This window comes from Telluria sp. ZT3P39 (assembly GCF_059685935.1).
On the sequence record NZ_JCASIH010000015.1, the window covers coordinates 13394 to 36710 of the forward strand.

Consider the following 23317-nt stretch of genomic DNA (forward strand, 5'->3'; position numbering starts at 1 on the left):
CGTGGCAGCTAGTGAAATTGTTCGGCATGTCCGGATACTTGGACTTACGCGGCAGTCCAACTGTACGGATGTCAGTTTCCCCGCAATCCGACTGCCACATCCCGAAACGAAACCAAGGCTGCTTCGAGATGCTCAATGATTTCCTGCTGCAGCACATCGGGTGGCGGCAGGTCATCGAGCTTGTCCAGGCTGTCGTCTTTTAACCAGAAAATGTCCAGGCTGGCCTTGTCGCGGGCGATCAAGTCTTCGTAGCGGTAATACTTGAAGCGTTCAGTTTCTTGTCGCTCGTGACGGCTTTCCGGGTGGAAGCAGGTGATAAAGTCCTGCAAGTCATCGAGCTTCAGTGTGCGTGTCTTCAGCGTGAAGTGCTTGTTGGTGCGCAGGTCGTAGAACCATACGCCTTTGGTATGCACACGACCGTCCTTGGGCGCATTGTCGAAGAACACCACGTTGGCTTTCACACCCTGCGCATAGAAGATGCCCGTGGGCAGGCGCAAGATGGTATGCACGTCGCAGGTCTCCAGCAATTTCCTGCGAATCCTCTCGCCAGCACCACCCTCGAACAGCACGTTATCGGGCAACACCACGGCAGCCTTGCCGTCTACCTTCAGCATGCTGACGATGTGTTGCAGGAAGTTGAGCTGCTTGTTCGAGGTGGTTTCCCAGAAATCCTGGCGTTCGTAGGTCAGCGCGTCGCGGTCTTCCTCGCCCTCCTCGTTGGTGATGGTCATGCTGCTCTTTTTGCCAAACGGCGGGTTGGCCAGCACGTAATCTACCTTGCGTTTTGGCTCCGCGATCAGGGCATCCGAACGATCCACTGAAGGTTCGCCGTCCAGCTCGCCGATATTATGCAGAAACAGGTTCATCAGGCATAGACGGCGTGTGCTGGGCACGATCTCGTTGCCATGGAAGCTTGCATCGCGCAAGAAAGCTTTTTGCGCCTTGTTCAACGTGGCGTTCGGGCGGGTCAGCCAGTTGTAGGCACCGAGGAAGAAGCCGCCCGTGCCGCAGGCCGGGTCGGCAATGGTCTTGCCCGGTTCTGGTCGCACACACTCCACCATGGCCTGGATCACGGCACGCGGCGTGAAGTACTGGCCAGCGCCACTCTTGGTGTCCTCCGCGTTCTTTTGCAGCAGCCCTTCGTACAAGTCCCCTTTGGTGTCGGCATCCATGCCCACCCAGCTCTGCTCGTCGATCATCTGCACCAGGCGCGAGAGCTTGGCCGGGTCCTGAATCTTGTTCTGTGCTTTGAAGAAGATCGCGCCCAGCATGCCCGGCCCGGAACCCAGCTTGTGAAGGGTGGCGAGATAGTGCGCTTCCAGCGGCTCGCCGGTCTTGCTGCGCAAGGTGGCCCAGTCGAAACCCTTGGGAACGTGCGTGTCGCGGTTGTACGGCTCCTGCGCATACTCGTGGGCCATCTTCAGGAACAACAGGTAGGTGAGCTGCTCCAGGTAATCGCCATAGCCCACGCCGTCATCGCGCAGCGTGTGACAAAAGTTCCAGACTTTCTGGATGAGGTTGGAGGTGTTCATTCGTTATTTTCCGCAGAATTGGTCGAAGCGGTATACGCTTGCCGTGGGTCCGTCATGGAAGGATAAGCGGTGCGCAGGGCGCCTTCCCTGACCATGGGAGTAAGTGTTCGTTTGCGCAGATCGTCCGGGTCGCGTCGCAGCGCCTGTGCCAGCACACGCAGCCCCAGCAAGCGATTGGTACAGAGTGCCAGAATGGTTTCCCGCAGGGTCGCCGGGGCCACGCGCCCTTGCCCGGATACCATGCGCCCCTGTTCGATCAGTTGGGCCTGCAGCGCATCAGGGAGCGTCGACCAGTCGAGATAAGGCCCAGCCAGCGCAGAAGCTGGCGACGCTAGCTCCGGTGGTACGGCGACTAGCTCCGGTGGTACGGCGACTAGCTCCGGTGGTACGGCAGCGAGGTCCGGTGGTACAACATCGGCGCTCGCTGCCGAACCGGCCTGATCAGCCAAGTCAAACACCGTCGCCGCAGAGCGCCGTTGCCAAGGTAGAAAATAAACCATTCCCCGGCCAGCGCCGTCCGGCACCAGAAACCCGTCCCGCACCAGACCGCGCAGCATCTTGGTCAGGTCGGCGGGATGGTCGGTGGATATTTGCTTGAGTCGGTCGTGGCTGACCAGTCCCTCCACCTGCGCCGTGATGAGGGCCAGGCGCGCGGTTTCCGGCAGCGCGGCAAAACGCGCGTCCAACAGCTTGGTCAGCTCGGCAACGGCTTGCGCCGGCACCAGGCTGCTCATGCGCAACTCCATGAGCGTCTGCTCGGGCTCCGCCAGCTCGTACAGCACCGGTCGACGCCAGTGCTGGCCTGCCCAGTTGGTGTAAATCTTGGGCAAGCCTGAACCGGCATGGTCACCGTAGCCCACCAGTTGGAACATCGTCTGCAGGCGGCGGTTGCGGCAATCGCTATTACCGCCATGAATGGCAATTTCCGGTGGAATGCGCATCCGTCCCGGATTGCGAAAGCCATACATATCGGGTCGCTTGACCACCAGCACCGACACGCGCCCCGTGTAGTCCGCATGGATCAGCGTGTTGGCCAGCGCCTCGCGCAGCGCTTCATGCACAGGCGTGTCTTCGACCCGCTGGCCATCCTGCAACTGAAACGGCACCTTTAGATCGGCCGTGAGCTTCTGGTACACGCGGCGGAAAAAGTCGTACAGGTTGCCTGACCAGCTGCCGTCAGGCACTAGGCGGTCGATCCAGCGCTTCTCGGTTTTGGCCTCGGGACGCTCCTGAAAGTCCACCATGTAATGCGGCAACGCGTCGCGAATCACCTCGGCGCGGCCGAACATCAGCAGGCCCGCCAGCCGCAGCCCGCTATAGCCTTCTTCGCGGTTCTTGCCCCAGGCGCCTATGCGCTCAAGAAATTCCGGTACCGGAAGATCCGTCCATACATGGCCCGGCTTCACCGCTGCAAAGCGGTTACGGTAGGCAGCCACGGTGTCCATGTCCAGGTCGCCGAAGTCAAAGCCCTTGAGCACGCGCTCGTCGCGCGCATCTTCCACACGCTCCGCCAGCATACGGCGCACCGCTTCGTCGTCGGCGGCGTAATCGCCTTCAAAGCGGCGCAACCAGGTGCCGCCGAAAGGATTACTGCCCATATGCACAGGCCGCTGCTGACGAAGCGCACGCGGCACCCGCACCTGCAGCACCGTTTTGCCGGCAACCTGGGTTGGCTGGACGTCGGTCTCGCTCAACAAATTGAGGCTGATCTGCTTCCGGTTATGCAGGTTGTCCCACAGCGCCTTGCGCACCCGCTCGACATCGGAAATCCCCAGCACCCGGAACTGCCCGCGCGGCTTCTCCTGCACGCCCAACAGAATGACTCCGCCGTCGGTATTGGCCATGGCGCTGTAGCTCTTCCAGAAATCCTCCGGGAGCTCGCCACGTCCATCGCGCCCCTGTGCCGCCTTGCACTCCAGATCGGAGGATTCGGCCAGGCCAGCGAAGTCTTCCTCGCTCCACGGTTCTTCAACCAGGTCGTTCATGCTGCGGCTTTCTCTGTCTTGCGCCCACGCGGCTTTTTCGTGGCGGCCTGTGCGGCGCGCTCGACGCGGATGCGTTCGAGCAGCACGCTCGCGGGTTCGTCATTCGGGTCTTGCGGCACGAGCTGGCCGGCGAAGGCGGCGCGGAGGATGTTTTGGCGTTGGGCGGAAGATTGTTTGAGCGCACGCTCGACCGCCGAATGCTGCTCAATCAATGCCGCAAGCTGACGGGATACGAGTTCCACTGAAATGCTCTGCTCAGTAAGCGGAGGCAACGGGATTGGCATCTTTTTCAAGTCTTCGCCGGAAATCCCGGTCTGCCCAGCAGTCGTTTTGACTCGCTTAACAATATGCTTTCGCGAGTAACTAGTGTTTGCTGCTATCTCAATCCATAGTCCCAATGCCCCTTCAACAACGGGCTTCATTCGGATCAGCTTGTCGGGGTGAAGCATTTCGGATGGGGGGTTACGCACGAGGCCAACGACACCAAGCAAGTCCACGCTGCCGTTGTATCGCGTCGCCAGCAAGTCGCCATTTTCGATGAAGTAGTCTGCTGCCTCGTCTGCAACAAGATCAATGTTTTTGGTCTCGTTGAAGCTAACCGACATGGCGCGAACGGCATTGATTCTGAGGATGGAGTAACCAACACTATTCGTGTTTGGAGTCTTGGAGATACCGTTCCGAACGAAATGCGAAAGCTGATCCATACTCACCCACACCCACCCCTCCGGCAATGCCGGAAGGCCGGTGGTGTCCGACGAAACAGGTTCGGGATATTTCTTTTGCCAATCCTTGGGTGGGGTTTTGCCTTGTTCCTTGAACTTGGCGAGCTGCTTCTCTTCCCAGCGGACGCGGCGCTCGCGAAGGATGCGCTCCAATAGTTCCGCGCCGGTCTCAAGGGGCGTCTTCGCGCCCCGCTGTGTTTCCCTCCATGAGGCCGTGAGCGCGCCTTCCACGGCAGCCTTGAGCAGGGACTGGCGGTATTGCTGCAACTTCTTCTGCGCCGCCTTCAGCTCTGCCACGCCGGCATCGAGGTCGGACAGCAGCTCTTCGAGCTTGGCGACGATGCGGGTTTGTTGAGCGCGAGGTGGAAGAGGCAGGTCAATCGCGCCGGTGGTCTTCGATGATAAATGCTTCACAGTAACTGATGGCGTGTTGGCATTGATTGCTGCCAAATACCCAGGCAATACATAAGCAAGAAATCGCTTGTCGTAGAACGAACCGTTGGGCGTGACCTTACAAACCCGCTGGTTCAAAAGAGCACGCTGCGAACCCCAGTAACCACAGTTGAAATCACCATCCATGCCGATCAGCAGATCACCCTGTTTCACCAAGTACACGTCGTCGTATGTGCCCATGTAAAAGGTTGTGGTCTCGCCAGAAAGCACATCTCGAATGCGAACAAGAGGGATGCCAACCGTTGAGCTAAAAAGTGATGAATCGAATGGTGCGCCATTCAGGATTGCTGCCACTGCGGCCAAGGGAACTCGCTCCCACGAAACGTGCTTTGCCAACAATCCAGTCGTATCTGCCGCGATTACTTCGGCAACGGACATCGTAAAAGCCATTACGCGACCAACTCCTCATTCATTTCATTCATCAGTGTATCCAACTCCTTACCAAATAGCCCCCAAGCCTTCTGCAGCCCGCCTTTATCGGCCAGTTCGGCGTAATCAAAATCCTGGCGATCGATCGAGCACGAACTCGCAATGTGCTCCTTCATCAGCCGCAGCCATTCGGTTTGCTCAGCACTGAAAGCGCTCCCGCGCTGGGCGTTGTGGCGCCAGATCCAAGCCTGGAAGCGCCGGTCCACTTCGTCGGCAAAGGGTTTGAGTTCACGATCCAGTCCGAGCGCGAAACGCACGAGGGACACAAGATCGGTAAGCTGGCGTTTCTTGTCCGCGCCTTCCACCCGACTGGTCTGTACCCGAGCATAGGCGCTCCAGAGCCGCTCGGTGGTGAGCATCAGCGGTGGGCGGCTCAACTGCTCGTGCAACTCTTCAATCATGTCAAAGGTCAACGCGCGGCGCTGATAGGGCTGGGCGTAGAAAAAGCCGAGCGCGGCGATTTCATCCTTGTGCGTCTTGAGGTAGTCGGCAAAGCTCTGGATCGTTTTGTGCGCCTGCGCCTCGGCCTGCTCGGAGAAGCCGCTGAATGTCACCTGATCCAGGTTAATGTGGTCGATGAGCTGCTCGCGCTCGCGGCGGGCGTTTTCAATTTCGTCGCGCAGTTCTGGATTATCGAAAGGCGCGCAGGCTGCCATCACACGAGTCGTGCGGGCGGCGTCGATTTCTTCGGGAAGCAAGCTGTCTTCGCTGCGGGTGATGCCCTTCGCCTTCGCCGTGGCCAGCGCGGTTTGCACGATGGCATCCGGGTTCAACGCATGAATCAGCGCCTTGCCCAGCCCGCCCAACGGGATGCCGCCACTGTGCTTTTCGATGCGAGCCCTGGCCTTGTCATCGAGCTGCTTGTTCAGGCGCACCAGGCGGTTGGCCAGTGACAGCACGGTGTCGTCGTCGCGGTGTCCCAAGGCCACGCCCTGCAGCAGATCTTTCAGCACCACGCCGGGTTTCTTTTCCAGCGGGCGGCTTTCCGTCTTGCAGGATTTTTCCACGCCCACCGCGTCGATAAGTACGAAGCGGGTCTTGGCGCCGTCGGCACTGCCGCTGACGCGCTTCAGACTGTCGGCATCCAGGCTACGCACGCCGCGGCCTTTCATCTGTTCGTAATAGCCCTTGCTGCGCACATCGCGCATGAAGAGCAGCACTTCCAGCGGTTTCACATCGGTGCCGGTGGCGATCATGTCCACGGTGACTGCGATGCGTGGATGGAAGTCATTGCGAAAGCTTGTCAGCACGCCATCGGCGTCCTTTTCGCTGTAGGTGACCTTGCGGCAAAAGGCGTTGCCCTGGTTGTAGACCTCGCGCACGATCTTGATGATGTCGTCGGCATGGCTGTCGGTCTTGGCGAAGATGAGGGTCTTGGGCGTTTCCTGGCGTGCAGGGAAGATCTGCGTTTCCACCGCCGTCTTCATTGCCTGGATCACCTGCCGGATCTGGCTCGGATTGACCACCGATTTGTCCAGCTGTTTGGCGGAATAGGCAGTGTCTTCCTCAGTTTCGGCCCAGCGCTTCTTGCGAGTGGCGCGGTCGCGATGATCCACCCACTCTTTTGCCTTCAGCTCCGCGCCTTTCTGGGTGACTTCGGTGACGATCTCGTACACGTCATAACCGACGTTCACGCCATCGGCCACCGAGTCTTCGTAGCTGTATTCGGCGACGATGTTCTCGTTGAAGAAACCGAAGGTGCGTTTGTCTGGCGTCGCGGTGAGACCGATGAGGTAGGCGTCGAAGTAGTCGAGCACCTGCTTCCACAGGTTGTAGATGCTGCGATGGCACTCGTCGATGATGATGAAGTCGAATTCCTCGACCGGAATCGCCGGGTTGTAGCGAACCAGCTTTTCCTGCTTCGCCGTTTGCTGCACCTCGTTGAGCGACACGTCCTCGGCGGCTTCATCGATGGGCTCGCCGCTAAGGATGGAGTACATGCGCTGGATGGTGCTGATGCACACCTGCGCGTGCGGGTCGATGCTGGAAGATGCCAACCGTTGTACGTTGTAAAGCTCGGTAAATTTGCGCGCATCGTCCGGTGGCGTATAGGCCATGAATTCCTGGTGCGCCTGCTTGCCGAGGTTGCGGGTATCGACCAGGAACAGAATGCGCTTGGCGCCGCCGAACTTGAGCAGGCGGTAGACGGCGGTGATGGCGGTGAAAGTCTTGCCCGCGCCGGTGGCCATGTGGATCAGCGCGCGCGGCCTGTTCTTCGCCAGCGATTTTTCCAACCCGGTGACGGCGCTGATCTGGCAGTCGCGCAGGTTTTGTTCGGGCAGCGCCGGCATCTGCTCGATGAGGCGGCGTCGCAGGGTGTCGGGCTGGGCCAGCCATTCCTTGAGTTGACCGGGCTGGAAGAAGTGGAATAGTTCGCGCGAGCGCGGTGCCGGGTCGGCGTTATCGGTGAAGCGGATGATCTGGCCGGTGGCCTCGAACAGAAAGCGCAGTAGCGTGTTGTCCTTGCGCCATTTGAGGTTGGCTCCGGCGTAGCGCTCGGTCTGACTTTCGATTACGGTGAGATTCTCGCCAGCGCTGTCTTTCTTGGCCTCGATCACGCCGCAGGCCACGCGATCCACGAACAGCACATAATCGGCCGGGCCGGTGTCGGTAGTGTATTCGCGTATGGCCACGCCCAACCCGACTGACAGGTTGAAATGTTTCATGTCCTGGATAACCCAGCCGGCTTGTTCGAGTTTCTGGTCGATCTGCTGTCGGGCCTTAGCTTCTGGCGTCATGCATCTTCCTCCTTCCCAAAGTGCGGGTTTGTCGCCCGGCAATAACCGATATGGCGCAAGGGGTTTGATCGCGCGCCTGGCTCAGCGCCTTGGCTCAGTAACACACCATAGGCCAAGAGGAAGACTGGCTGGCTTGGAAAACTGGCGAACTGACGCACCTTTTTGTCAAAACGAACTATTGGCGAGGTGTGGTCTGCATAGCCGCCTTCTAACTGCGGTAGATGGAGCCGAGTCCGCGCCTTACCGGAGCGGTGCAGGCGTAGAGCAAGTTCGCAGATAAGGCCGTCTGTATGCATGGCCATATTGTAGCGGCAGCGCATTTCCTCTGCGGCATTTTCATGCCACGGATGTGATTGGAATTGCCAAGCTGCTACTAGACGAACAATGCGGGGCGCCAGAATGAAGAATCGCTGTCACGCGGGCGGCGCTGGGGCATCAGAGGTTTGAACGGCACCGCGAATATAGCCAGCTCATGACCGTGGCATACCGCTTCTAGCCTATTGTGTTGAAAAACTCTCAGGCAAGAAGAGCATAGTGGTCGCGCCAAATTTAGATCTGCTAAATCTAAGTACGATCTAGAGTTGTCAAAGCCCAGCCAACTCGCGGATAAGACAACGCCCCAAACCTGAAGACAGATCGGGGCGTTTAATGTCCATCGGAATCCGTCGGATTCCGACCTGATGCTTAGACGTTGAACAGGAAATTCAACACATCACCATCCTTGACCACGTATTCCTTACCTTCAGCGCGCATCTTGCCCGCTTCCTTGGCGCCGGCTTCGCCCTTCAAGGCGATGTAGTCGTCATACGAAATGGTCTGGGCACGGATGAAGCCGCGCTCGAAGTCGGTGTGGATCACGCCCGCGGCTTGCGGGGCGGTGGCGCCGACCTTCACGGTCCAGGCGCGCACTTCCTTCACGCCGGCGGTGAAATAGGTCTGCAGGCCGAGCAGCTTGTAGGCGGCGCGGATCAGGCGGTCCAGGCCCGGCTCGTCCATGCCCATGTCGCCCAGGAAGGCGGCCTTGTCGGCGTCGTCGAGGTCGGCGATTTCCGCTTCGATCGCGGCGCTGATCGCCACGATCGGCGCGTTCTGCTTCTTCGCGAATTCGGTCAGCTGGTCCAGCAGCGGATTGTTGGTAAAGCCCGTGTCCGACACGTTGGCCACGTACATGGCCGGCTTGGCGGTGATCAGGTGCAGGTCACGGATCAGGAGCATCTCGTCGGCGTCCAGGCCCATGGTGCGCACCGGCTGGCCTTCGTTCAGGTGCGGCAGGATGCGCTCGCAGATCGCCACCAGCTTGGCCGCGTCCTTGTCGCCCGAACGCGCCTTCTTGTTCTCGCGGTGGATCGCCTTTTCGACGGCAGTCAGGTCGGCCAGCGCCAGCTCGGTCTGGATGACCTCGATGTCGTCGATCGGGTTGACCTTGCCGGACACGTGGATCACGTTGTCGTCTTCGAAGCAGCGCACCACGTTGACGATGGCGTCGGTTTCGCGGATGTGCGACAGGAACTGGTTGCCCAGGCCCTCGCCCTTCGAGGCGCCCGCCACCAGGCCGGCGATGTCGACGAATTCGACGATGGCCGGCACCATGCGCTCCGGCTTGACGATGTCTGCCAGTGCCTGCATGCGCGGATCCGGCACCTCGACCACGCCGACGTTTGGCTCGATCGTGCAGAACGGGTAGTTCTCGGCCGGGATGCCGGCCTTGGTCAGGGCGTTGAACAGGGTGGACTTGCCGACGTTCGGCAAGCCGACGATGCCGCATTGGAGACTCATGGGAATTCTTTCTAATTCGGTGGACGCGGAGCGGAAAGGAAGCCCGGCTCCAAAACCCCACATTGTAACCGCGGACGGTGCGGGCTGCTGAAAAAACCGGCTCGGCGTGGACATGGGCTTGTCGTTTTGTCAGCAGAAATTCTATGTTCGGCGGGGCCGGCAATTCCGAACACCCAAGTACTAAAGCGGCCGCACCCGCGACAAATCAGGCTTGGCCACGAACTCCGCCAGTTCATCCCGCAGCCGCTGCCCCTCCCCCATCGCCCGCTGCCAGTCGCGGATGCGCGCGTCATGGTCGAGTCCATAAAACTTGAAATCCGCCCGGTCCGGCAGCTTCCCGCGCGGCAGGCTGCGCAGGAAATCGTCGGACGGCGCGATGATCAGCACGTTGTCGAGCCAGCCGCGGTTGGCGCCGCGCGCGGCCCGGCGCCACGGGAAGCCCTTGTCGAGCCAGCCCGGCACGATATGCTGGGTGAAGTGCGGGTACAGCACCAGGTCGCCCCTGGCCTCGCCAGCGGCCCGCGCATAGGGCAAGGCCAGGTGGTAGTCGATGATGCCGCCGTCCCAGTAACTGCCCGGCGGAGCCTCCGTGATACCGGTGACTGGTTTCATCAAGAGCGGCAGCGTGCCCGAGGCCAGCAGGCTGCTGGCCAGGTTGTCGCGCGTGAGCGACGAGAAATGGGTCGTAAACGCGTCGAAGCGCTCGCGCAGCCACGGCGCTTTTGACCGCTCGTCGCCGATCACGACGCGCTCGAGCAGGCGCCCGAGCCAGTCGCGCGAGCCGGCATTGTGCAGCGCCGCCGCGGCGAAGCCGCGCAGTTCGGCGCGTGGATGCGCGGGCGCGGCCAGCCCGCCCTTGCCGCGCACGGCCAGCAGGTGCAGGCGGTGGTGGGGATGGCTGACGATGTCATCTTCGTGGCCGCGCACGAATTCGCCTAGAAGTCCCTGCACCACTTCGTCGATTTCGCCCTGGGTCGGCTTCTTGCTCGTGTAGCGCTGGCCGGCGTAGAGCTCGCCCAGGCGCGCGAATGCCTTGGCGGGGTCGCGCTGGCAGGCGGCGGCCATGCGCCAGGCGCCGATCGAGGCGCCGATCAGGTCGCGCTCGCGCGGGGCGGACGGCAGCCATTCGCCGAACATCCACTGGTCGACGGCCTGAAAGATCAGTCCTTTCGGTCCGCCGGCAGCGGCCGGAACGATGGCGATGTCCTGTGCGCGCAAGCCTTGTGCGCCGAGCTGGGCCAGGGCCAGCGGCCCGGCGTGGAATGTGAGTGCCTTCATGGGCAAAATTATCGCAGGAAGAACACGCTTGTGCTGGCGCAAGGGTCGGAGAAGGCTGCTACGTAACATGGTCCATTCCTGTTTGCGGAGTCCGCCATGCCGTTTCGACTTGCCCTGGTTCTCATGCTGCTGTTCGCCTGCGGCCCGCTGGCGGCGAGCGACAACGCCATCACCGTCGAGCGCTACCACCAGCATTTCACGGTCGAGGCCGACGGGTCCTACGTGCTCGACGTCGAGCTGGTAAAGAACATCCATACCAGCGCAGCCATCGAGCTGCATGCCGAGCAGTTCATCGGCTTCAATGCCTCGCTCGACGAGGTCGTCTCCGTCGAGGGCTGGACCGCCAAGGTCGACGGTCGACGCGTGCCGGTTGCACCCAGCCAGATCCGCGAACAGCAGGAAGCGGTATCCCAGGATGCGCCGATGTTCCAGGACACGCGCCTGAAAGTCGTCATCTTCCCCGACGTCGCCGTGGGCGACACCCTCAACCTGCGCTATCGGCTGCGGCGCCACACGCCGCTGTTTCCTGGCCAGTTCGAAGACTTCACCATCGCCCGCCCCTTCCCCACGAAAGACTTCCGGCTGACCTATGACCTGCCCGCCTCGATGATGCTGTATGCCGACGCGGTGGGCTTCGAACAGGCGTCGAACGACAGCCCGCCGGGCCGGCGCCGCACGAGCTGGCGCTATGTGGAGGGAGAGCACGAGCGCATCGAGCAAGGTTCCGTCAGTTATGTCGACTACGGCCGGCGGCTGGCCGTCACCACCTTCCCGGACTATGCGGCCTTTGCCCGCGCCTATCACGCCCGCGCGGCGGCGGCGGCCCTGCCCGACGCGGCCATCACGAAACTCGCGGCCGGGATCACGCAAGGAATTGCCGATCCGCGTGCCCGTGCGATCGCACTATCCGACTGGGTCAGGCGCAATATCCGCTACGTCGCGGTCTATCTCGGCCCGGGCGGCGTGGTGCCGCATCCCGCGCCGGCCGTACTGGCCAACCGCTATGGCGACTGCAAGGACCATGCGGCGCTGCTGCAGGCGCTGCTTGCCGCAGCCGGCATCCCGGGCAGCGCCGCGCTGGTCAACAGCGACGACGCCTACCGCCTGCCGGCCGTGCCGACGCTCGGTGTGCTGAACCATGTGATCGTCTACGTGCCGCAATTGCAGCTGTACCTGGACCCGACCGCAGCAACGGTCGCCGGCGGTTACCTGGCGCCCGCCCTGCTGGGCAAACCGGTGCTGCTGGCCGACAGCGGCAGCTTCGCGGTGACGCCGGTATTCCAGCCGGCACGCAGCCGCACCTTTACCCGCTTCGACATCGCGCGCGACGGCAGCAGCCGCTTCCACGTCGCGCGCACCAGTGGCGGCGCGATTGCAGAACCCTACCGGCAGGCGGTACGCGCCACGCCGCAAGGTGAGCGCGAGCGCTTCGTGCGGCGCCTGCTGGCGGGGCTGGGACAGACGGGTGACGGTTTGCTCGAGCCGGGCGAACTCGATGCGTCCTCGAGCGACTACACGCTGGCTTTTTCGGGCGCAACCAACGGCTTCGTGCACCTGCCCGGGCCGGTCGCCCTGGCGACGACCTACAACTTCTGGGGAGGGTTGGGCGATGCGGTATTCGACCTGGGGCGCGAGCCGGAGCGGCGCCAGGAATTCGTCTGTCCCGCCGTCGACGCCGAGGACGAGCTGCGCTATCGGCTGCCGGCCAAAACGCGCGTGCTGGCGCTGCCGAAACCGCTGGTAGTGGACGATGGAAGATTCTTCTACCGCTCGCAGTATGCGCGGCAGGGCGATGCGGTGGTGGTGAAGCGACGGCTTCAGTTCCGGCATACGGCGGCAACCTGCACGCCAAGCGACTACCGCGTCATGCGGCCGGCGCTGGAGCGCATGATGCGCGACCTGCGCGGGCAGGTGGTGGTGCAGGGGCGTTAGCGATCAGGCGGTGTGCAACTGCATGGTCGCCACATCCATCTTGCCTTCGCAGACCAGCGGAATGATGCGCAAGGCTTTGTCGATCGATTCCTCGATCAGCACCTGCTCTTCGCGGCGCGGGCGGTGCAGCACGAAGTCGGCAACGCCCTGCTGCAGATTCAGGCTGCGCGGATGGCCGATGCCCAGGCGCAGGCGCCAGTAGTCCTGGGTGCCGAGGGCTGAGGTAATGTCCTTCAGGCCGTTGTGCCCGCCCGAGGACCCGCCTTTCTTCAGCTTGGCCACGCCAGGCAGCATGTCGAGCTCGTCGTGCACGACCAGCACTTCATCCGGATTGATCTTGTAGAAGCGCGCGAGCGCGCCGACCGACTGGCCGGAGCGGTTCATGTAGGTCAGCGGTTCCAGCAGCCAGACCTCGTTGCCCGCGATGCGGGTCTTCGCGACCATGGCGTTGAAGCGTGCTTCGCGCTGCAGGCGGCAGCCGGGCAGTGAATTGGCCAGGTTGTCGACCAGCCAGAAGCCGGCGTTGTGGCGGGTTTGTTCGTATTCCGGGCCCGGGTTGCCGAGGCCGACGATCAGTCGGATGGACATGGTATGAGTGATTCTGGGAAAGACAGGATTATCGCTGAAAACCGTCGGCATAAGCGTCCGCCGTTCGTAGGGTGGGCGGCTCTACCCGGAAGATGCCCGGTGTTACCCTGATCGCCGCCCGCGCGTTCAAACCATGGCAAGGCTGCCTGAGCGTCTGCTCATCCACTGATTGAACGCGCGGGCGGCGGTGATGGTTTGGGCTGCTCGCATTACCGGGTGGAGCCGCCCACCCTACGAAAAACACGACGTCACGAATGACGGTCGACAAAAAACCCGCCGGGCAAGCCACGGCGGGTTCTGTTTCTTTCGCACCGCTCGCGCGGTGCTACAAGAAGATATTACTCAGCAGCTGCTTCAGCCGACACGGCGCCGCGTGGGATCGACGAGGTGACGATGGTCAGGTTCTGGCCGTGGGTCAGCGCGGTCACGCCTTCTGGCAGGGTCAGGTCGTCGGTGTGGATCGACTGGCCGGCTTCCAGCTTGCTCAGGTCGACTTCGATGAACTCAGGCAGCTTGCCTGGCAGGCAGGACACGTCCAGCTCGTTCAGCACGTGCGAGATGACTGCGCTGCTCAGCTTGACGGCTGGCGAGGTCTCGGCGTTGATGAAGTGCAGGGCGACCTTGGTGTGGATCGGCTGCGATGCGTCGACGCGCTGGAAGTCAGCGTGCAGGACCAGTTGCTTGTATGCGTGCATCTGGAAGTCACGCAGCAGGACTTGCTGGGTGGCGCCGTCGATTTCGAGGTCGAGCACGGAACCGTGGAATGCTTCTTTCTTGAGCGCGTGCCAGAGGGCGTTGCCGTCCAGGGCGATCAGGACTGGGGCAGCGGTGCCGCCGTAGATGATGCCTGGGGTCTGGCCAGCCTTGCGCAGGCGGCGGCTCGCTCCGGTGCCCTGCAGGGTGCGGTTGAATGCAACAACTTTCATGTGAAACTCCAAGTATAAATGGGTCCGAATGCCGGTACAGATGCGCCAGCCCGGTAACCCAATTGTGGTGACCATCCCCGCGACCAGGGACAGTCATGAAAGAGCGCCGTAGTGCGCGCTCAAGAATTCGGTGAGCCTGAGATAGTACAACGGCGCGCCAGGCTTTTCCAGCCTGGCGCGCCGCCAAATGACGTTCTGTTGCTTATTCAGCGAACAGCGAAATAACCGAGTCACCCTTGACGATGCGCTTGAAAGTCTCGGCCAGCAATGGTGCGCTGGTGAGCTGGCGGATCTTGGTGCAGGCGGCGCCGGCTGCGCTCAGCGGGATGGTGTCGGTGACGACCAGCTCGTCGAGCGGCGAATTGTTGATGCGGTCGATTGCCGGACCCGACAGGACAGGGTGCGTGCAGTAAGCAACCACTTTCTTGGCGCCGCGCTCCTTGAGCACTTCGGCGGCCTTGGTCAGGGTGCCGGCGGTGTCGACCATGTCATCCATGATGACGCAGTTGCGGCCTTCGACTTCACCGATGATGTTCATGACTTCCGACACGTTCGCCTTCGGGCGGCGCTTGTCGATGATCGCCAGATCGCAGCCGAGGCGCTTGGCCAGGGCGCGGGCACGCACCACGCCGCCGACGTCCGGCGACACGACCAGCAGGTCGTCGTAGTTGCGCTTCTGCAGGTCGCCCAGCAGGATCGGCGATGCGTAGATATTGTCGACCGGGATGTCGAAGAAGCCCTGGATCTGGTCGGCGTGCAGGTCCATGATCAGGACGCGCTCGACGCCGGCTTCTTCGAGCATGTTGGCGACGACCTTGGCCGAGATCGCGACGCGCGCCGAACGCGGGCGGCGGTCCTGGCGGGCGTAGCCGAAGTAAGGAATCGCGGCGGTGATGCGGCCAGCGGACGCACGCTTGAGCGCGTCGACCATCAGGATGATTTCCATCAGGTTGTCGTTGGTCGGTGCGCAGGTCGATTGCAGGACGAAGACATCCTTGCCACGCACGTTCTCGTTGATCTCGACCATGACCTCGCCGTCCGAGAACTTCGAGACCATTGCTTTGCCGAGTGGAATGCCGAGGTTCTTAGCGACCCCCTCTGCTAGTGCCGGATTGGCATTGCCGGTAAAAACCATCAGGTTTTCGTAAGCCATGGAGGAAGTCCCAAGAGATAGAAGAGTTGACACTTGAAAAACAATCAGCCGGCTGAACCGGCTGATGTTTGACGACGCTGCGTTGCCGATGCTTGCGGAGCATTGCACCGCGGTTTTTACCCGCTGGACGCTTGAGCATCGACAGCCGGGAAAACTTTGGCAGGGGAACAAGGATTCGAACCTTGGTATGCCGGAATCAAAATCCGGTGCCTTAACCAGCTTGGCGATTCCCCTACACGACTGCACTTGCTTGCCGTTACATTCTGCGTATTTTAACGCTTAACGTCGCGACAGGCAAAATTTTATTCCATAACTCACTGATTCTGCAAGAGCGATTTCATCGGATGCCTCAACAACGAATGCGCTTTCCATGCTCGCCAAGTGCCTGGCACGAGTGCCGCCACCTGATCCGCTTCGCGCTCGCTGGAGAACGCGCAGAATACACACGCTCCGGAGCCAGTCATCCTGGCATCGCCATGCCTGCCCAACCATTCGACCGCCTCTGCTACCGGCGGGAACAGGCGTTCAGCCACGTCCTGCAAATCATTTTTCCCAAAACCGCGATGCTTGCCTGAAACATCGTAGCTGCTGGAAAAGTCCGATATTATGACCCGCTCGGTATCCCTTGTCAAATCCGGGGCAGAAAATATTGCCGGGGTCGGCACGGCGACGCCCGGCTCGATCACGACATACCAGCATTCCGGGCCGCGCACGGGCTGGAGCGACTCGCCCACGCCCTCGGCAAACGCGGTCTCGCCGAACAGGAAGAAGGGAATGTCGGCGCCCAGCGGCAGTCCCAGGTTCATCAGCTCCTGCTGCGTCAATCCTGCCTGCCACAAGTGGTTGGCCGCCATCAGCGCGGTGGCAGCGTCCGACGAGCCTCCTCCCAGCCCGCCACCCATCGGCAGGATCTTTTCCACCGCCACGTCGATGCCCGGCGGCAGGCGCCCGTAGCGGCGCGCATATTCCGCCTGCAGCAGGCGCAAGGCGCGCACGACCAGGTCCTGCTCGGCGGGCACGCCCGGCATGTCGCTCGTACGCACGATGAGCTCGTCGTCACGCAGGTCGAAATGCAGGGTGTCGGCGCGGTCGATCAGCTGGAACACGCTTTGCAGCAGGTGGTAGCCATCGGCGCGGCGGCCGACGACGTGCAGGAACAGGTTGAGCTTGGCCGGGGCCGGGCAATGGTGCAGCGAACGCATGCGCTCTTACCCCTGCCCTGCCGGGTTCACGACGATACGGATCGACAGGTCCTGGATGTCCCCCGCCGCGGCGCGCTCGGCATGGATCACGCGCGGCGCCGGCTGGGCCGCCTTGGCATCCTGCCACTCGACGAAGCGCAGGCGCCAGCCGTCGCGCGTGGTCACGCTGTTGTTGGCGGGCGAAGCCGAGAAGCGCTGGCCGCCGGCGTCCACCGCATAGCCCTGCAGCCAGTCGCGCAGGCCCGAGACCGGCAGCGGCCAGCCCAGCGTCTGCTGGGTCAGGCCATCGATATCGCTTGCCGTCACCGGCTTGCGGCCGGCTTGCGTCAAAGTAGCAGAGCCCGGCGTGACGGCGATGGTCGCCACGGTTTGCCCCAGCGGCGACACCAGCTCGACGTCGACATGCCCCGGACGCTGCGCCCAGTTGAAATTGCCGTTCAAGGATTCGGTCTTGCCGTCCTTCTGGTAATTGACCGCCAGGCGGCCATTCAGGTCGATGCTGTCGCGGTAGGCGCCGACGGTGGCGACATTGGTGCTGGTGGTGGCGCAGCCGGCGAGCATGGTGGCGGCGATGGCGAGCAGGGTCAGGCGTCGGGTAATTGGCATCGGATCGAGGAAATTTGTTTCGTTATGCGCTGAGGCGACCGTAGATTATTTCACAAGCTCTGCCGAAGCCGCGCCAGCGTGCTGCGCAGCGTGTCGTTCTGCGGATCCTTGGCGCGTGCTTCACGCCACAATTGCTGGGCATCCGCCTGCTTGCCCTTCTGGAACAGCACCTCACCCAGGTGCACGGCGATTTCCGGGTCACTGCGCAGCGCATAGGCCTGGCGCAGGTATTTTTCCGCTTCGTCGAGCTTGCCGAGGCGGTACTGGACCCAGCCCATGCTGTCCATGATGAAGGCGTCGCCCGGCGCCATCTCGAGCGCCTTGGCGACCAGCGCATGGGCTTCCTGCAGGCGCAGGTTGCGCTCGGCCAGCGAATAGCCGAGGGCGTTGTAGGCGTGGTGGTTGTCCGGCGCCAGCACCATCACCTCGCGCAGTACCTTTTCCATGATCTCGACCCGGCCGATCTTCTCGGCCAGCAGCGCAAAGTCGTACAGCAGGTCGGGATTTTTCGGGAAGCGCCTGGCGGCCGCTTCCATCAGCGCATAGGCTTCCAGCACCTGGCCGGCGTCGCGCAGCAGTTGCGATTCCGCCACCGCCACCTGGGCCTGCTGTGCCGGCTCGGCGGGCGCCAGGCCGGCCAGCAGCCGGCGTCCGCCGGCCAGGTCGCCGGCCTTGGCCATCACGCCCGCCCGGCGCAGTTGGGCATTGAACAGCAGTTGCGGTTCGGTGCCGGCGGGAATTTTTTCCAGCCACAGCAAGGCAGCCGGGAAGTCGCCACGGTCTTCGGCGAGCTGGGCCAGGATCAGGAGCGCGCGGGTCGGGTCGCGGTCGTCTTCCGGGCTGCGGCCCAGCACGTCCACGAAGCGCGTGAAATAGGTTTCGGCCGCCTTGGCGTCGTTCATCTGGCTGGCCAGCACGCCCAGCGCGTACAGGTTGCCGGCGTCGTCCGGCTTGGCCTTGAGCAGCGCCTCGAACTGCGCACGGGCCTGCGGGTACTGCTTCTGGTTGACCAGGATGCGCGCATGGGCGGCGCGCACTTCGCGCGCTTCCGGATGCTGCTTGAGGAAGGCTTCCAGCATCGGCGCGGCCTTGGCGTCGTCTTCCAGCACCTGGGCCATCATCAGCATGGCGATTTCGGAATCGGGCTTGGCCGCCAGGCCCGCCTGCGCCTCGCGCACGGCCGCCGCCTTGTCGGCGCGGGCCAGCGCCGCCTGGGCACGCACGATGTGCGCTTCCAGCGTGCCGTTGTAGGGGCTGACGATGCGCTCGAGCATGGCGGCGGCGGCATCCTTGTCCTTGGCGCGGCCCAGCAATTGCTGGATCTGGAACATCAGCACGCCGCGCTCCTTGAGCGGCGCCGCCTTCAGGCGTTCGACGAAGATCGGCTCGACTTCGGCGATGTCGTCCGAGGTGACCACCATGCCGACGAAATACTGGGTTGCTTCGTCCGAGGCCGGATCGAGCTCGCGCCACAGGCGCACGGCGGCCAGGGTGTCGTCGGCCTGGCGGGCCGTGACCGCCATTTCGGCCGCGCGGCGCGCCAGGCGCGGGTCGCGGGTCTGCTGGGCCAGCGACAGCATGGTGAGATAGGGTCCCTGCCAGTCGCCCTTGCGGAATGCGAACTCGGCCTTAAGTAGCTGGTTCAGCATGCTGCTGGTCAGTTCGACCTTCGGCAGGCGCGCCTCGATCTCGGCCCGCAGCCTGGCTTGCGCGTCGTCGTCCGATTCCGTGGCTGCCGCCGTCTCGTCCGGCTCCTGCCCGAGCGGGACGCCAGCGCCCGCTGCCGGAGCGGCACTGGCCGCCGGCTGCTGTGTGGGCGCGACAGCGCACGCCGCCAGGATGCTGGAGAGGGTTACAATGACGAAAGCGTTTTTCAAGGCAAATCCTGTGTGCTGGGTGTCCTCTGATTCTACGCTCTAGCATGCGCCCGCGTGCAATGCAGCGTGTTTGCTTTCCAAGAATTGTCACCGAGTACCTCCCCATGCCCGAACTCCCAGAAGTCGAAGTCACCCGGCGCGGTGTCGCGCCCCATATCGAAGGCCGTGTCGTCGAAGCGGTGGTCATGCGCCGCGAAGGCCTGCGCTGGCCCTTCCCGCCCGGCCTGTCCAGCCTGCTGGTCGGGAAGCGCATCACCCACACCGACCGGCGCGGCAAATACCTGCTGGTCCACTTCGAGCATGGCGCCCTGATCATCCACCTGGGCATGTCCGGCCACCTGCGCGTGCTGCCGCCCGGGGTCGAGCCGCGCACGCACGACCATTTCGACCTGGTCGTGGCGGGTCCGGAAGGCCAGCAGGTATTGCGCCTGCACGATCCGCGCCGCTTCGGCGCCGTGCTCTGGCACGACCAGGACGAGGGCGAGATTGGCAACCACCTCTTGCTGCGCGGCCTGGGGGTCGAGCCGCTCGAAGACGGCTTTTCGGGCGAGCTGCTGCACCGCGAGACGCGCAAGCGCAGCGCGCCGATCAAGCAGGTGCTGCTGGCGGGCGACATCGTGGTTGGCGTCGGCAATATCTACGCCTGCGAAAGCCTGTTCCAGGCCAGGATCAACCCGAAAACCCCGGCCGCGCGCATCAGCCGCGCCCGCTACGACCGGCTGGCCGCCGCGATCAAGGAGATCCTGGCCGCCGCCATTGTCCAGGGCGGCAGCACGCTGAAGGACTTTATTGCTGTAAACGGACAATCTGGATATTTCCAGCAGACATATTTCGTCTATGATCGTGCAGGAGTGCCCTGCCGCAACTGTGGGTCGCCGGTCCGCCAGATCAAGCAGGGCCAGCGTTCGACTTTCTATTGCATGCAGTGCCAGCGCTAGTTTCTCGATCACGGGTACACAACATGCAGGATTTCCAACAGTATGGCGCCTGGCGCGCCGCCGTCACCGCAGCTTTGGCAACCTATGGCGCGGCCCTGCGCGATGCCGCACTGGTCGACGGCGGCGGCGAGCAGCAATTGGCGCGGGCCCTGGCGCGGCTGCGCGACGACCGCCTGTCGGTGGCCTTCGTGGCCGAGTTCTCGCGCGGTAAAACCGAGCTGATCAACGCGCTCTTCTTCGCCGACTACGGCCAGCGCATCCTGCCCTCGAGCGCCGGGCGCACCACCATGTGCCCGACCGAGCTGCTGTACGACGCGGCGCTGCCGCCCTGCATCCGCCTGCTGCCGATCGAGACCCGCGCGGAGCACCTGTCCACCAGCGACTTCCGCGACGATCCGGCCGCCTGGACGGTGCTGCCGCTCGACCTCGACGCTCCCGAACGCATGACCGAGGCCTTCCGCCAGGTGAGCCTGACGCGCCGCGTACCGGCCCTGGAAGCGGAGCGCTACGGCCTGTGGGACCCGAACGACCCGGAGACCGCCACCAGCCTGGGCGCCGACGGCACGGTCGAGATCCCGCAGTGGCGCCACGCCATCATCAACCTGCCCCACCCGCTGCTCAAGCAGGGGCTGGTGATCCTCGACACGCCGGGCCTGAACGCGATCGGGACCGAGCCGGAACTGACCCTGAACCTGATCCCGAACGCGCACGCGGTGCTGTTCGTCCTGGCCGCCGAAACCGGCGTGACCAAGAGCGACATCGACGTCTGGCGCACCCATATCGGGGCCGGGCCGGGACGGCTGGCGGTGCTCAACAAGATCGACGCGATGTGGGACGAGCTGCGCACGCCGGAACAGAACGACGCCGAGATCGCGCGCCAGCAACTGAGCGTGGCCCGCGAGCTGGGCCTGGACAGCGCGCGCGTGTATCCGGTCTCCGCGCAAAAAGCCCTGGTCGGCAAGATCAACGGCGACATGGCCCTGTTCGAGAAGAGCCGCCTGGGCGCGCTGGAAGCGGCCCTGTTCCACGACCTGATCCCGGCGCGCAAGGAGATCGTGCGGCGCCAGCTGCGCCTGGACCTCGATGCCCTGGCCGCCGGCCAGGCGGCGCTGGCCGGCGCGCGCATGCGCGACCTGGTCGACCAGCTGCAAGAGCTCAAGAGCCTGCGCGGCAAGAACCAGAACGTGATCGCGCACATGATGCGCCGCGTGGAGGCCGAGAAAAAGGAATTCGACGCCAGTCTGTTCAAGCTGCAGGGCACGCGCGCGGTCTTCGCCCGCCTGTCGACCGAGCTGTATTCGACCCTGGGAATGGACACCGTACAGGAGCAGACCGACGCCGTGCGCGCCGAGATGCAGGCGGCGCGCTTCGCAACCGGCATGCGCCAGCCCGTGCGCGCCTTTTTCGAAGCGGCGCGCGCCAATCTCGACGCGTCCAGCGCCAAGGTCGACGAGATCGGCGCCATGCTCGACACCATGGTGCGCAAGTTCTCGGCCGAGCATGGCCTGGCGCTGGCCAGCCCGATGACGCTGTCCTTCGCGCGCTACCGGCGCGAGATCGACGAAGTCGAGGAGCTGTTCCTGAAGCAGTTCGGCACCGCCACCCTGCTCATGACCAGCCGCGCCACCCTGCTCGAGCGCTTCTTCGACTCGATCGCCTCGCGCGTACGGCGCAGTTTCCGCAGCGCGAACCTGGACGCCGAAGCCTGGCTGAAGGTGATCATGGCGCCGCTGGAAGGCGCGATCCGCCAACACCGCGAGCAGCTGCGCGGCCGCCAGGCCTCGATCGGCCGCATCTTCGAGGCCACCGACAGCCTGGAACAGAAAATCACCGCCTTCGAGGGCAGCCGCCTGGCGCTCGAAGGCACGCGTACGCGCCTGGCGGAGTTGTCCGCGCAGGTCGCCGCCACACTGGATACACACCCTGCATGAAACGTCTGACCGAATTCGACCAGCTGGCCGACCCGACTTTTTCGCAAGCCGTGATCGACTGGCAGCGCACCCATGGACGCCACACGCTGCCGTGGCAGAACACGACGGATGCCTACCGCATCTGGCTGTCCGAGATCATGCTGCAGCAGACCCAGGTCGCCGCAGTGCTCGGCTATTACGCGCGCTTCCTGGAACGCTTCCCGACCGTGCAGGCGCTGGCCGAGGCCCCATCGGAAGACGTGATGGCCCACTGGAGCGGCCTGGGTTACTACACCCGCGCGCGCAACCTGCACGCCTGCGCCAGGCGCGTGGTGGCGGAATACGGCGGCGTGTTCCCGGGCGACCCGGCGCTGCTGGCGGACCTGCCGGGCATCGGCCGCTCGACCGCGGCGGCGATTGCCGCGTTCTCGGTGAGCGCGCGGGCCGCGATCATGGACGGCAACGTCAAGCGCGTATTCGCGCGCGTGTTCGGCATCGAGCAGTATCCGGGCGAGAAGCGGGTCGAAGAGGCCCTGTGGCGCCGCGCGGAGGCGCTGCTGCCGGAAACGGGCATCGAGTCGTACACGCAGGGCTTGATGGACCTGGGCGCTACCTTATGCACCCGCAGCCGCCCGGACTGCCCGCGCTGCCCTCTGAAGGAGCGTTGCGTCGCCTATGCCACGGGCCGCACGGCGGAACTCCCGGTGCGTAAACCAAAGAAGACTTCGCCGGAAAAACGCGCCGCGCTGCTGGTCGTGATCGACGGCGGGCAGGTGCTGCTCGAGCAGCGGCCCGGCACCGGGATCTGGGGTGGGCTGCTGTCGCTGCCGGAGGTGGATGGGCACCTGGCTGTCGAGGTGGACGCGATGGCCTTGGCGGAGGTGTCGGCCGCTGCGGCGCAATTCGGCGCAGTGGAAGAAGTGCAGGCGCTACGCCCGCTCGTGCACGTGTTCACGCACTACAAGCTGCATATCGCACCGTGGCAGGTCGCGCTGTCGGCGCGCGGGAGCGCGACCGGGCGGCATGTGTGGTGGGACCTGGACCGGATCGACGCGGCGCCGCTGCCGGCGCCGGTGAAGAAGCTGTTGCTGGAGTTGGGGAGGCCTGGCCTGTTCAGCTGACGCCAGCCAACCACTGCACTCATTCTCCCGCTAGCCTAAAAACCGTCATCCCGGCGAAGGCCGGGATCCAAGTTTGCGAGCGTTACCGCAGAACTCAAGCGCTAGCAGGCACGCCCAAAACTTGGGTTCCGGCCTTCGCCGGAACGACGAG

Annotated in this window: 16 protein-coding genes and 1 tRNA gene; 4 read left to right on the forward strand and 13 right to left on the reverse strand. The window is 63.5% G+C overall.

Annotated features, from left to right (window positions below):
• Positions 1 to 71 precede the first annotated feature (71 nt).
• From AC56LR_RS14770 to AC56LR_RS14795, 6 genes are all read right to left on the reverse strand, one after another.
• Entirely contained in the window at positions 72 to 1532 is a 1461-nt protein-coding gene (locus tag AC56LR_RS14770) for a class I SAM-dependent DNA methyltransferase (RefSeq protein ID WP_497131493.1), read from the reverse strand.
• Positions 1529 to 3517, reverse strand: a complete 1989-nt coding sequence (locus AC56LR_RS14775) for an RNA/DNA-binding domain-containing protein (protein ID WP_497131495.1) — start codon at positions 3515 to 3517, stop codon at positions 1529 to 1531. Before AC56LR_RS14775 ends, AC56LR_RS14770 begins: the two co-directional genes overlap by 4 nt.
• On the reverse strand, positions 3514 to 5082 hold the full coding sequence (locus AC56LR_RS14780) for a restriction endonuclease subunit S (protein WP_497131497.1): 1569 nt from the start codon (positions 5080 to 5082) through the stop codon (positions 3514 to 3516). Before AC56LR_RS14780 ends, AC56LR_RS14775 begins: the two co-directional genes overlap by 4 nt.
• Entirely contained in the window at positions 5082 to 7859 is a 2778-nt protein-coding gene (locus AC56LR_RS14785) for a type I restriction endonuclease subunit R (RefSeq protein ID WP_497131499.1), read from the reverse strand. Before AC56LR_RS14785 ends, AC56LR_RS14780 begins: the two co-directional genes overlap by 1 nt.
• A gap of 684 nt (positions 7860 to 8543) precedes the next feature.
• Entirely contained in the window at positions 8544 to 9635 is a 1092-nt protein-coding gene (gene ychF / locus AC56LR_RS14790) for a redox-regulated ATPase YchF (RefSeq protein ID WP_497131501.1), read from the reverse strand.
• A gap of 180 nt (positions 9636 to 9815) precedes the next feature.
• Positions 9816 to 10913 (reverse strand): patatin-like phospholipase family protein, encoded by a 1098-nt coding sequence (locus tag AC56LR_RS14795; RefSeq protein ID WP_497131503.1) that lies wholly within the window; start codon positions 10911 to 10913, stop codon positions 9816 to 9818.
• 96 nt (positions 10914 to 11009) lie between these two features.
• Here AC56LR_RS14795 and AC56LR_RS14800 point away from each other — a divergent pair, with 96 nt between their 5' ends.
• The gene (locus tag AC56LR_RS14800) at positions 11010 to 12845 is read left to right on the forward strand and encodes a DUF3857 domain-containing transglutaminase family protein (RefSeq protein ID WP_497131504.1); all 1836 of its coding nucleotides are present in this window, start codon (positions 11010 to 11012) and stop codon (positions 12843 to 12845) included.
• A gap of 3 nt (positions 12846 to 12848) precedes the next feature.
• Here AC56LR_RS14800 and pth read toward each other — a convergent pair whose 3' ends face one another.
• From pth to AC56LR_RS14835, 7 genes are all read right to left on the reverse strand, one after another.
• Positions 12849 to 13433 carry an aminoacyl-tRNA hydrolase gene (gene pth, locus AC56LR_RS14805; RefSeq protein WP_497131506.1) on the reverse strand — a complete coding sequence of 195 codons (585 nt, stop codon included), beginning with the start codon at positions 13431 to 13433 and terminating at the stop codon, positions 12849 to 12851.
• Positions 13434 to 13771: 338 nt separating this feature from the next.
• Entirely contained in the window at positions 13772 to 14359 is a 588-nt protein-coding gene (locus AC56LR_RS14810; RefSeq protein WP_497131508.1) for a 50S ribosomal protein L25/general stress protein Ctc, read from the reverse strand.
• Positions 14360 to 14561: 202 nt separating this feature from the next.
• The gene (locus AC56LR_RS14815) at positions 14562 to 15512 is read right to left on the reverse strand and encodes a ribose-phosphate pyrophosphokinase (RefSeq protein WP_497131510.1); all 951 of its coding nucleotides are present in this window, start codon (positions 15510 to 15512) and stop codon (positions 14562 to 14564) included.
• Between the two features lie 157 nt (positions 15513 to 15669).
• Positions 15670 to 15746: transfer RNA gene (locus AC56LR_RS14820), tRNA-Gln, on the reverse strand.
• 80 nt (positions 15747 to 15826) lie between these two features.
• A complete protein-coding gene (gene ispE, locus AC56LR_RS14825) occupies positions 15827 to 16714 on the reverse strand; it encodes a 4-(cytidine 5'-diphospho)-2-C-methyl-D-erythritol kinase (RefSeq protein ID WP_497131512.1) in 888 nt (295 codons plus the stop codon).
• 6 nt (positions 16715 to 16720) lie between these two features.
• A complete protein-coding gene (gene lolB / locus AC56LR_RS14830; protein ID WP_497131514.1) occupies positions 16721 to 17320 on the reverse strand; it encodes a lipoprotein insertase outer membrane protein LolB in 600 nt (199 codons plus the stop codon).
• Positions 17321 to 17370: 50 nt separating this feature from the next.
• Positions 17371 to 19197: a tetratricopeptide repeat protein gene (locus tag AC56LR_RS14835; RefSeq protein WP_497131516.1), complete on the reverse strand. Its 1827-nt coding sequence runs from the start codon at positions 19195 to 19197 to the stop codon at positions 17371 to 17373.
• Between the two features lie 104 nt (positions 19198 to 19301).
• On the opposite strand from AC56LR_RS14835, the gene mutM reads away from it, so the two are divergent.
• The 3 genes from mutM to mutY are packed head-to-tail and all read left to right on the forward strand — an operon-like array spanning position 19302 to position 23166.
• Complete coding sequence (mutM, locus tag AC56LR_RS14840; RefSeq protein ID WP_497131517.1) at positions 19302 to 20135, forward strand: bifunctional DNA-formamidopyrimidine glycosylase/DNA-(apurinic or apyrimidinic site) lyase; 834 nt, start codon at positions 19302 to 19304, stop codon at positions 20133 to 20135.
• Between the two features lie 23 nt (positions 20136 to 20158).
• A complete protein-coding gene (locus AC56LR_RS14845) occupies positions 20159 to 22066 on the forward strand; it encodes a dynamin family protein (RefSeq protein ID WP_497131519.1) in 1908 nt (635 codons plus the stop codon).
• On the forward strand, positions 22063 to 23166 hold the full coding sequence (mutY, locus tag AC56LR_RS14850; RefSeq protein WP_497131521.1) for an A/G-specific adenine glycosylase: 1104 nt from the start codon (positions 22063 to 22065) through the stop codon (positions 23164 to 23166). Before AC56LR_RS14845 ends, mutY begins: the two co-directional genes overlap by 4 nt.
• Positions 23167 to 23317 lie beyond the last annotated feature (151 nt).

Excerpts from the sequence above, each read along its gene's own strand:
- AC56LR_RS14770 (WP_497131493.1), bottom strand. The coding sequence starts at position 1,532 with ATGAACACCTCCAACCTCATCCAGAAAGTCTGGAACTTTTGTCACACG.
- AC56LR_RS14775 (WP_497131495.1), bottom strand. The coding sequence starts at position 3,517 with ATGAACGACCTGGTTGAAGAACCGTGGAGCGAGGAAGACTTCGCTGGC.
- AC56LR_RS14780 (WP_497131497.1), bottom strand. The coding sequence starts at position 5,082 with ATGGCTTTTACGATGTCCGTTGCCGAAGTAATCGCGGCAGATACGACT.
- AC56LR_RS14785 (WP_497131499.1), bottom strand. The coding sequence starts at position 7,859 with ATGACGCCAGAAGCTAAGGCCCGACAGCAGATCGACCAGAAACTCGAA.
- ychF (WP_497131501.1), bottom strand. The coding sequence starts at position 9,635 with ATGAGTCTCCAATGCGGCATCGTCGGCTTGCCGAACGTCGGCAAGTCC.
- AC56LR_RS14795 (WP_497131503.1), bottom strand. The coding sequence starts at position 10,913 with ATGAAGGCACTCACATTCCACGCCGGGCCGCTGGCCCTGGCCCAGCTC.
- AC56LR_RS14800 (WP_497131504.1), top strand. The coding sequence starts at position 11,010 with ATGCCGTTTCGACTTGCCCTGGTTCTCATGCTGCTGTTCGCCTGCGGC.
- pth (WP_497131506.1), bottom strand. The coding sequence starts at position 13,433 with ATGTCCATCCGACTGATCGTCGGCCTCGGCAACCCGGGCCCGGAATAC.
- AC56LR_RS14810 (WP_497131508.1), bottom strand. The coding sequence starts at position 14,359 with ATGAAAGTTGTTGCATTCAACCGCACCCTGCAGGGCACCGGAGCGAGC.
- AC56LR_RS14815 (WP_497131510.1), bottom strand. The coding sequence starts at position 15,512 with ATGGCTTACGAAAACCTGATGGTTTTTACCGGCAATGCCAATCCGGCA.
- ispE (WP_497131512.1), bottom strand. The coding sequence starts at position 16,714 with ATGCGTTCGCTGCACCATTGCCCGGCCCCGGCCAAGCTCAACCTGTTC.
- lolB (WP_497131514.1), bottom strand. The coding sequence starts at position 17,320 with ATGCCAATTACCCGACGCCTGACCCTGCTCGCCATCGCCGCCACCATG.
- mutM (WP_497131517.1), top strand. The coding sequence starts at position 19,302 with ATGCCCGAACTCCCAGAAGTCGAAGTCACCCGGCGCGGTGTCGCGCCC.
- AC56LR_RS14845 (WP_497131519.1), top strand. The coding sequence starts at position 20,159 with ATGCAGGATTTCCAACAGTATGGCGCCTGGCGCGCCGCCGTCACCGCA.
- mutY (WP_497131521.1), top strand. The coding sequence starts at position 22,063 with ATGAAACGTCTGACCGAATTCGACCAGCTGGCCGACCCGACTTTTTCG.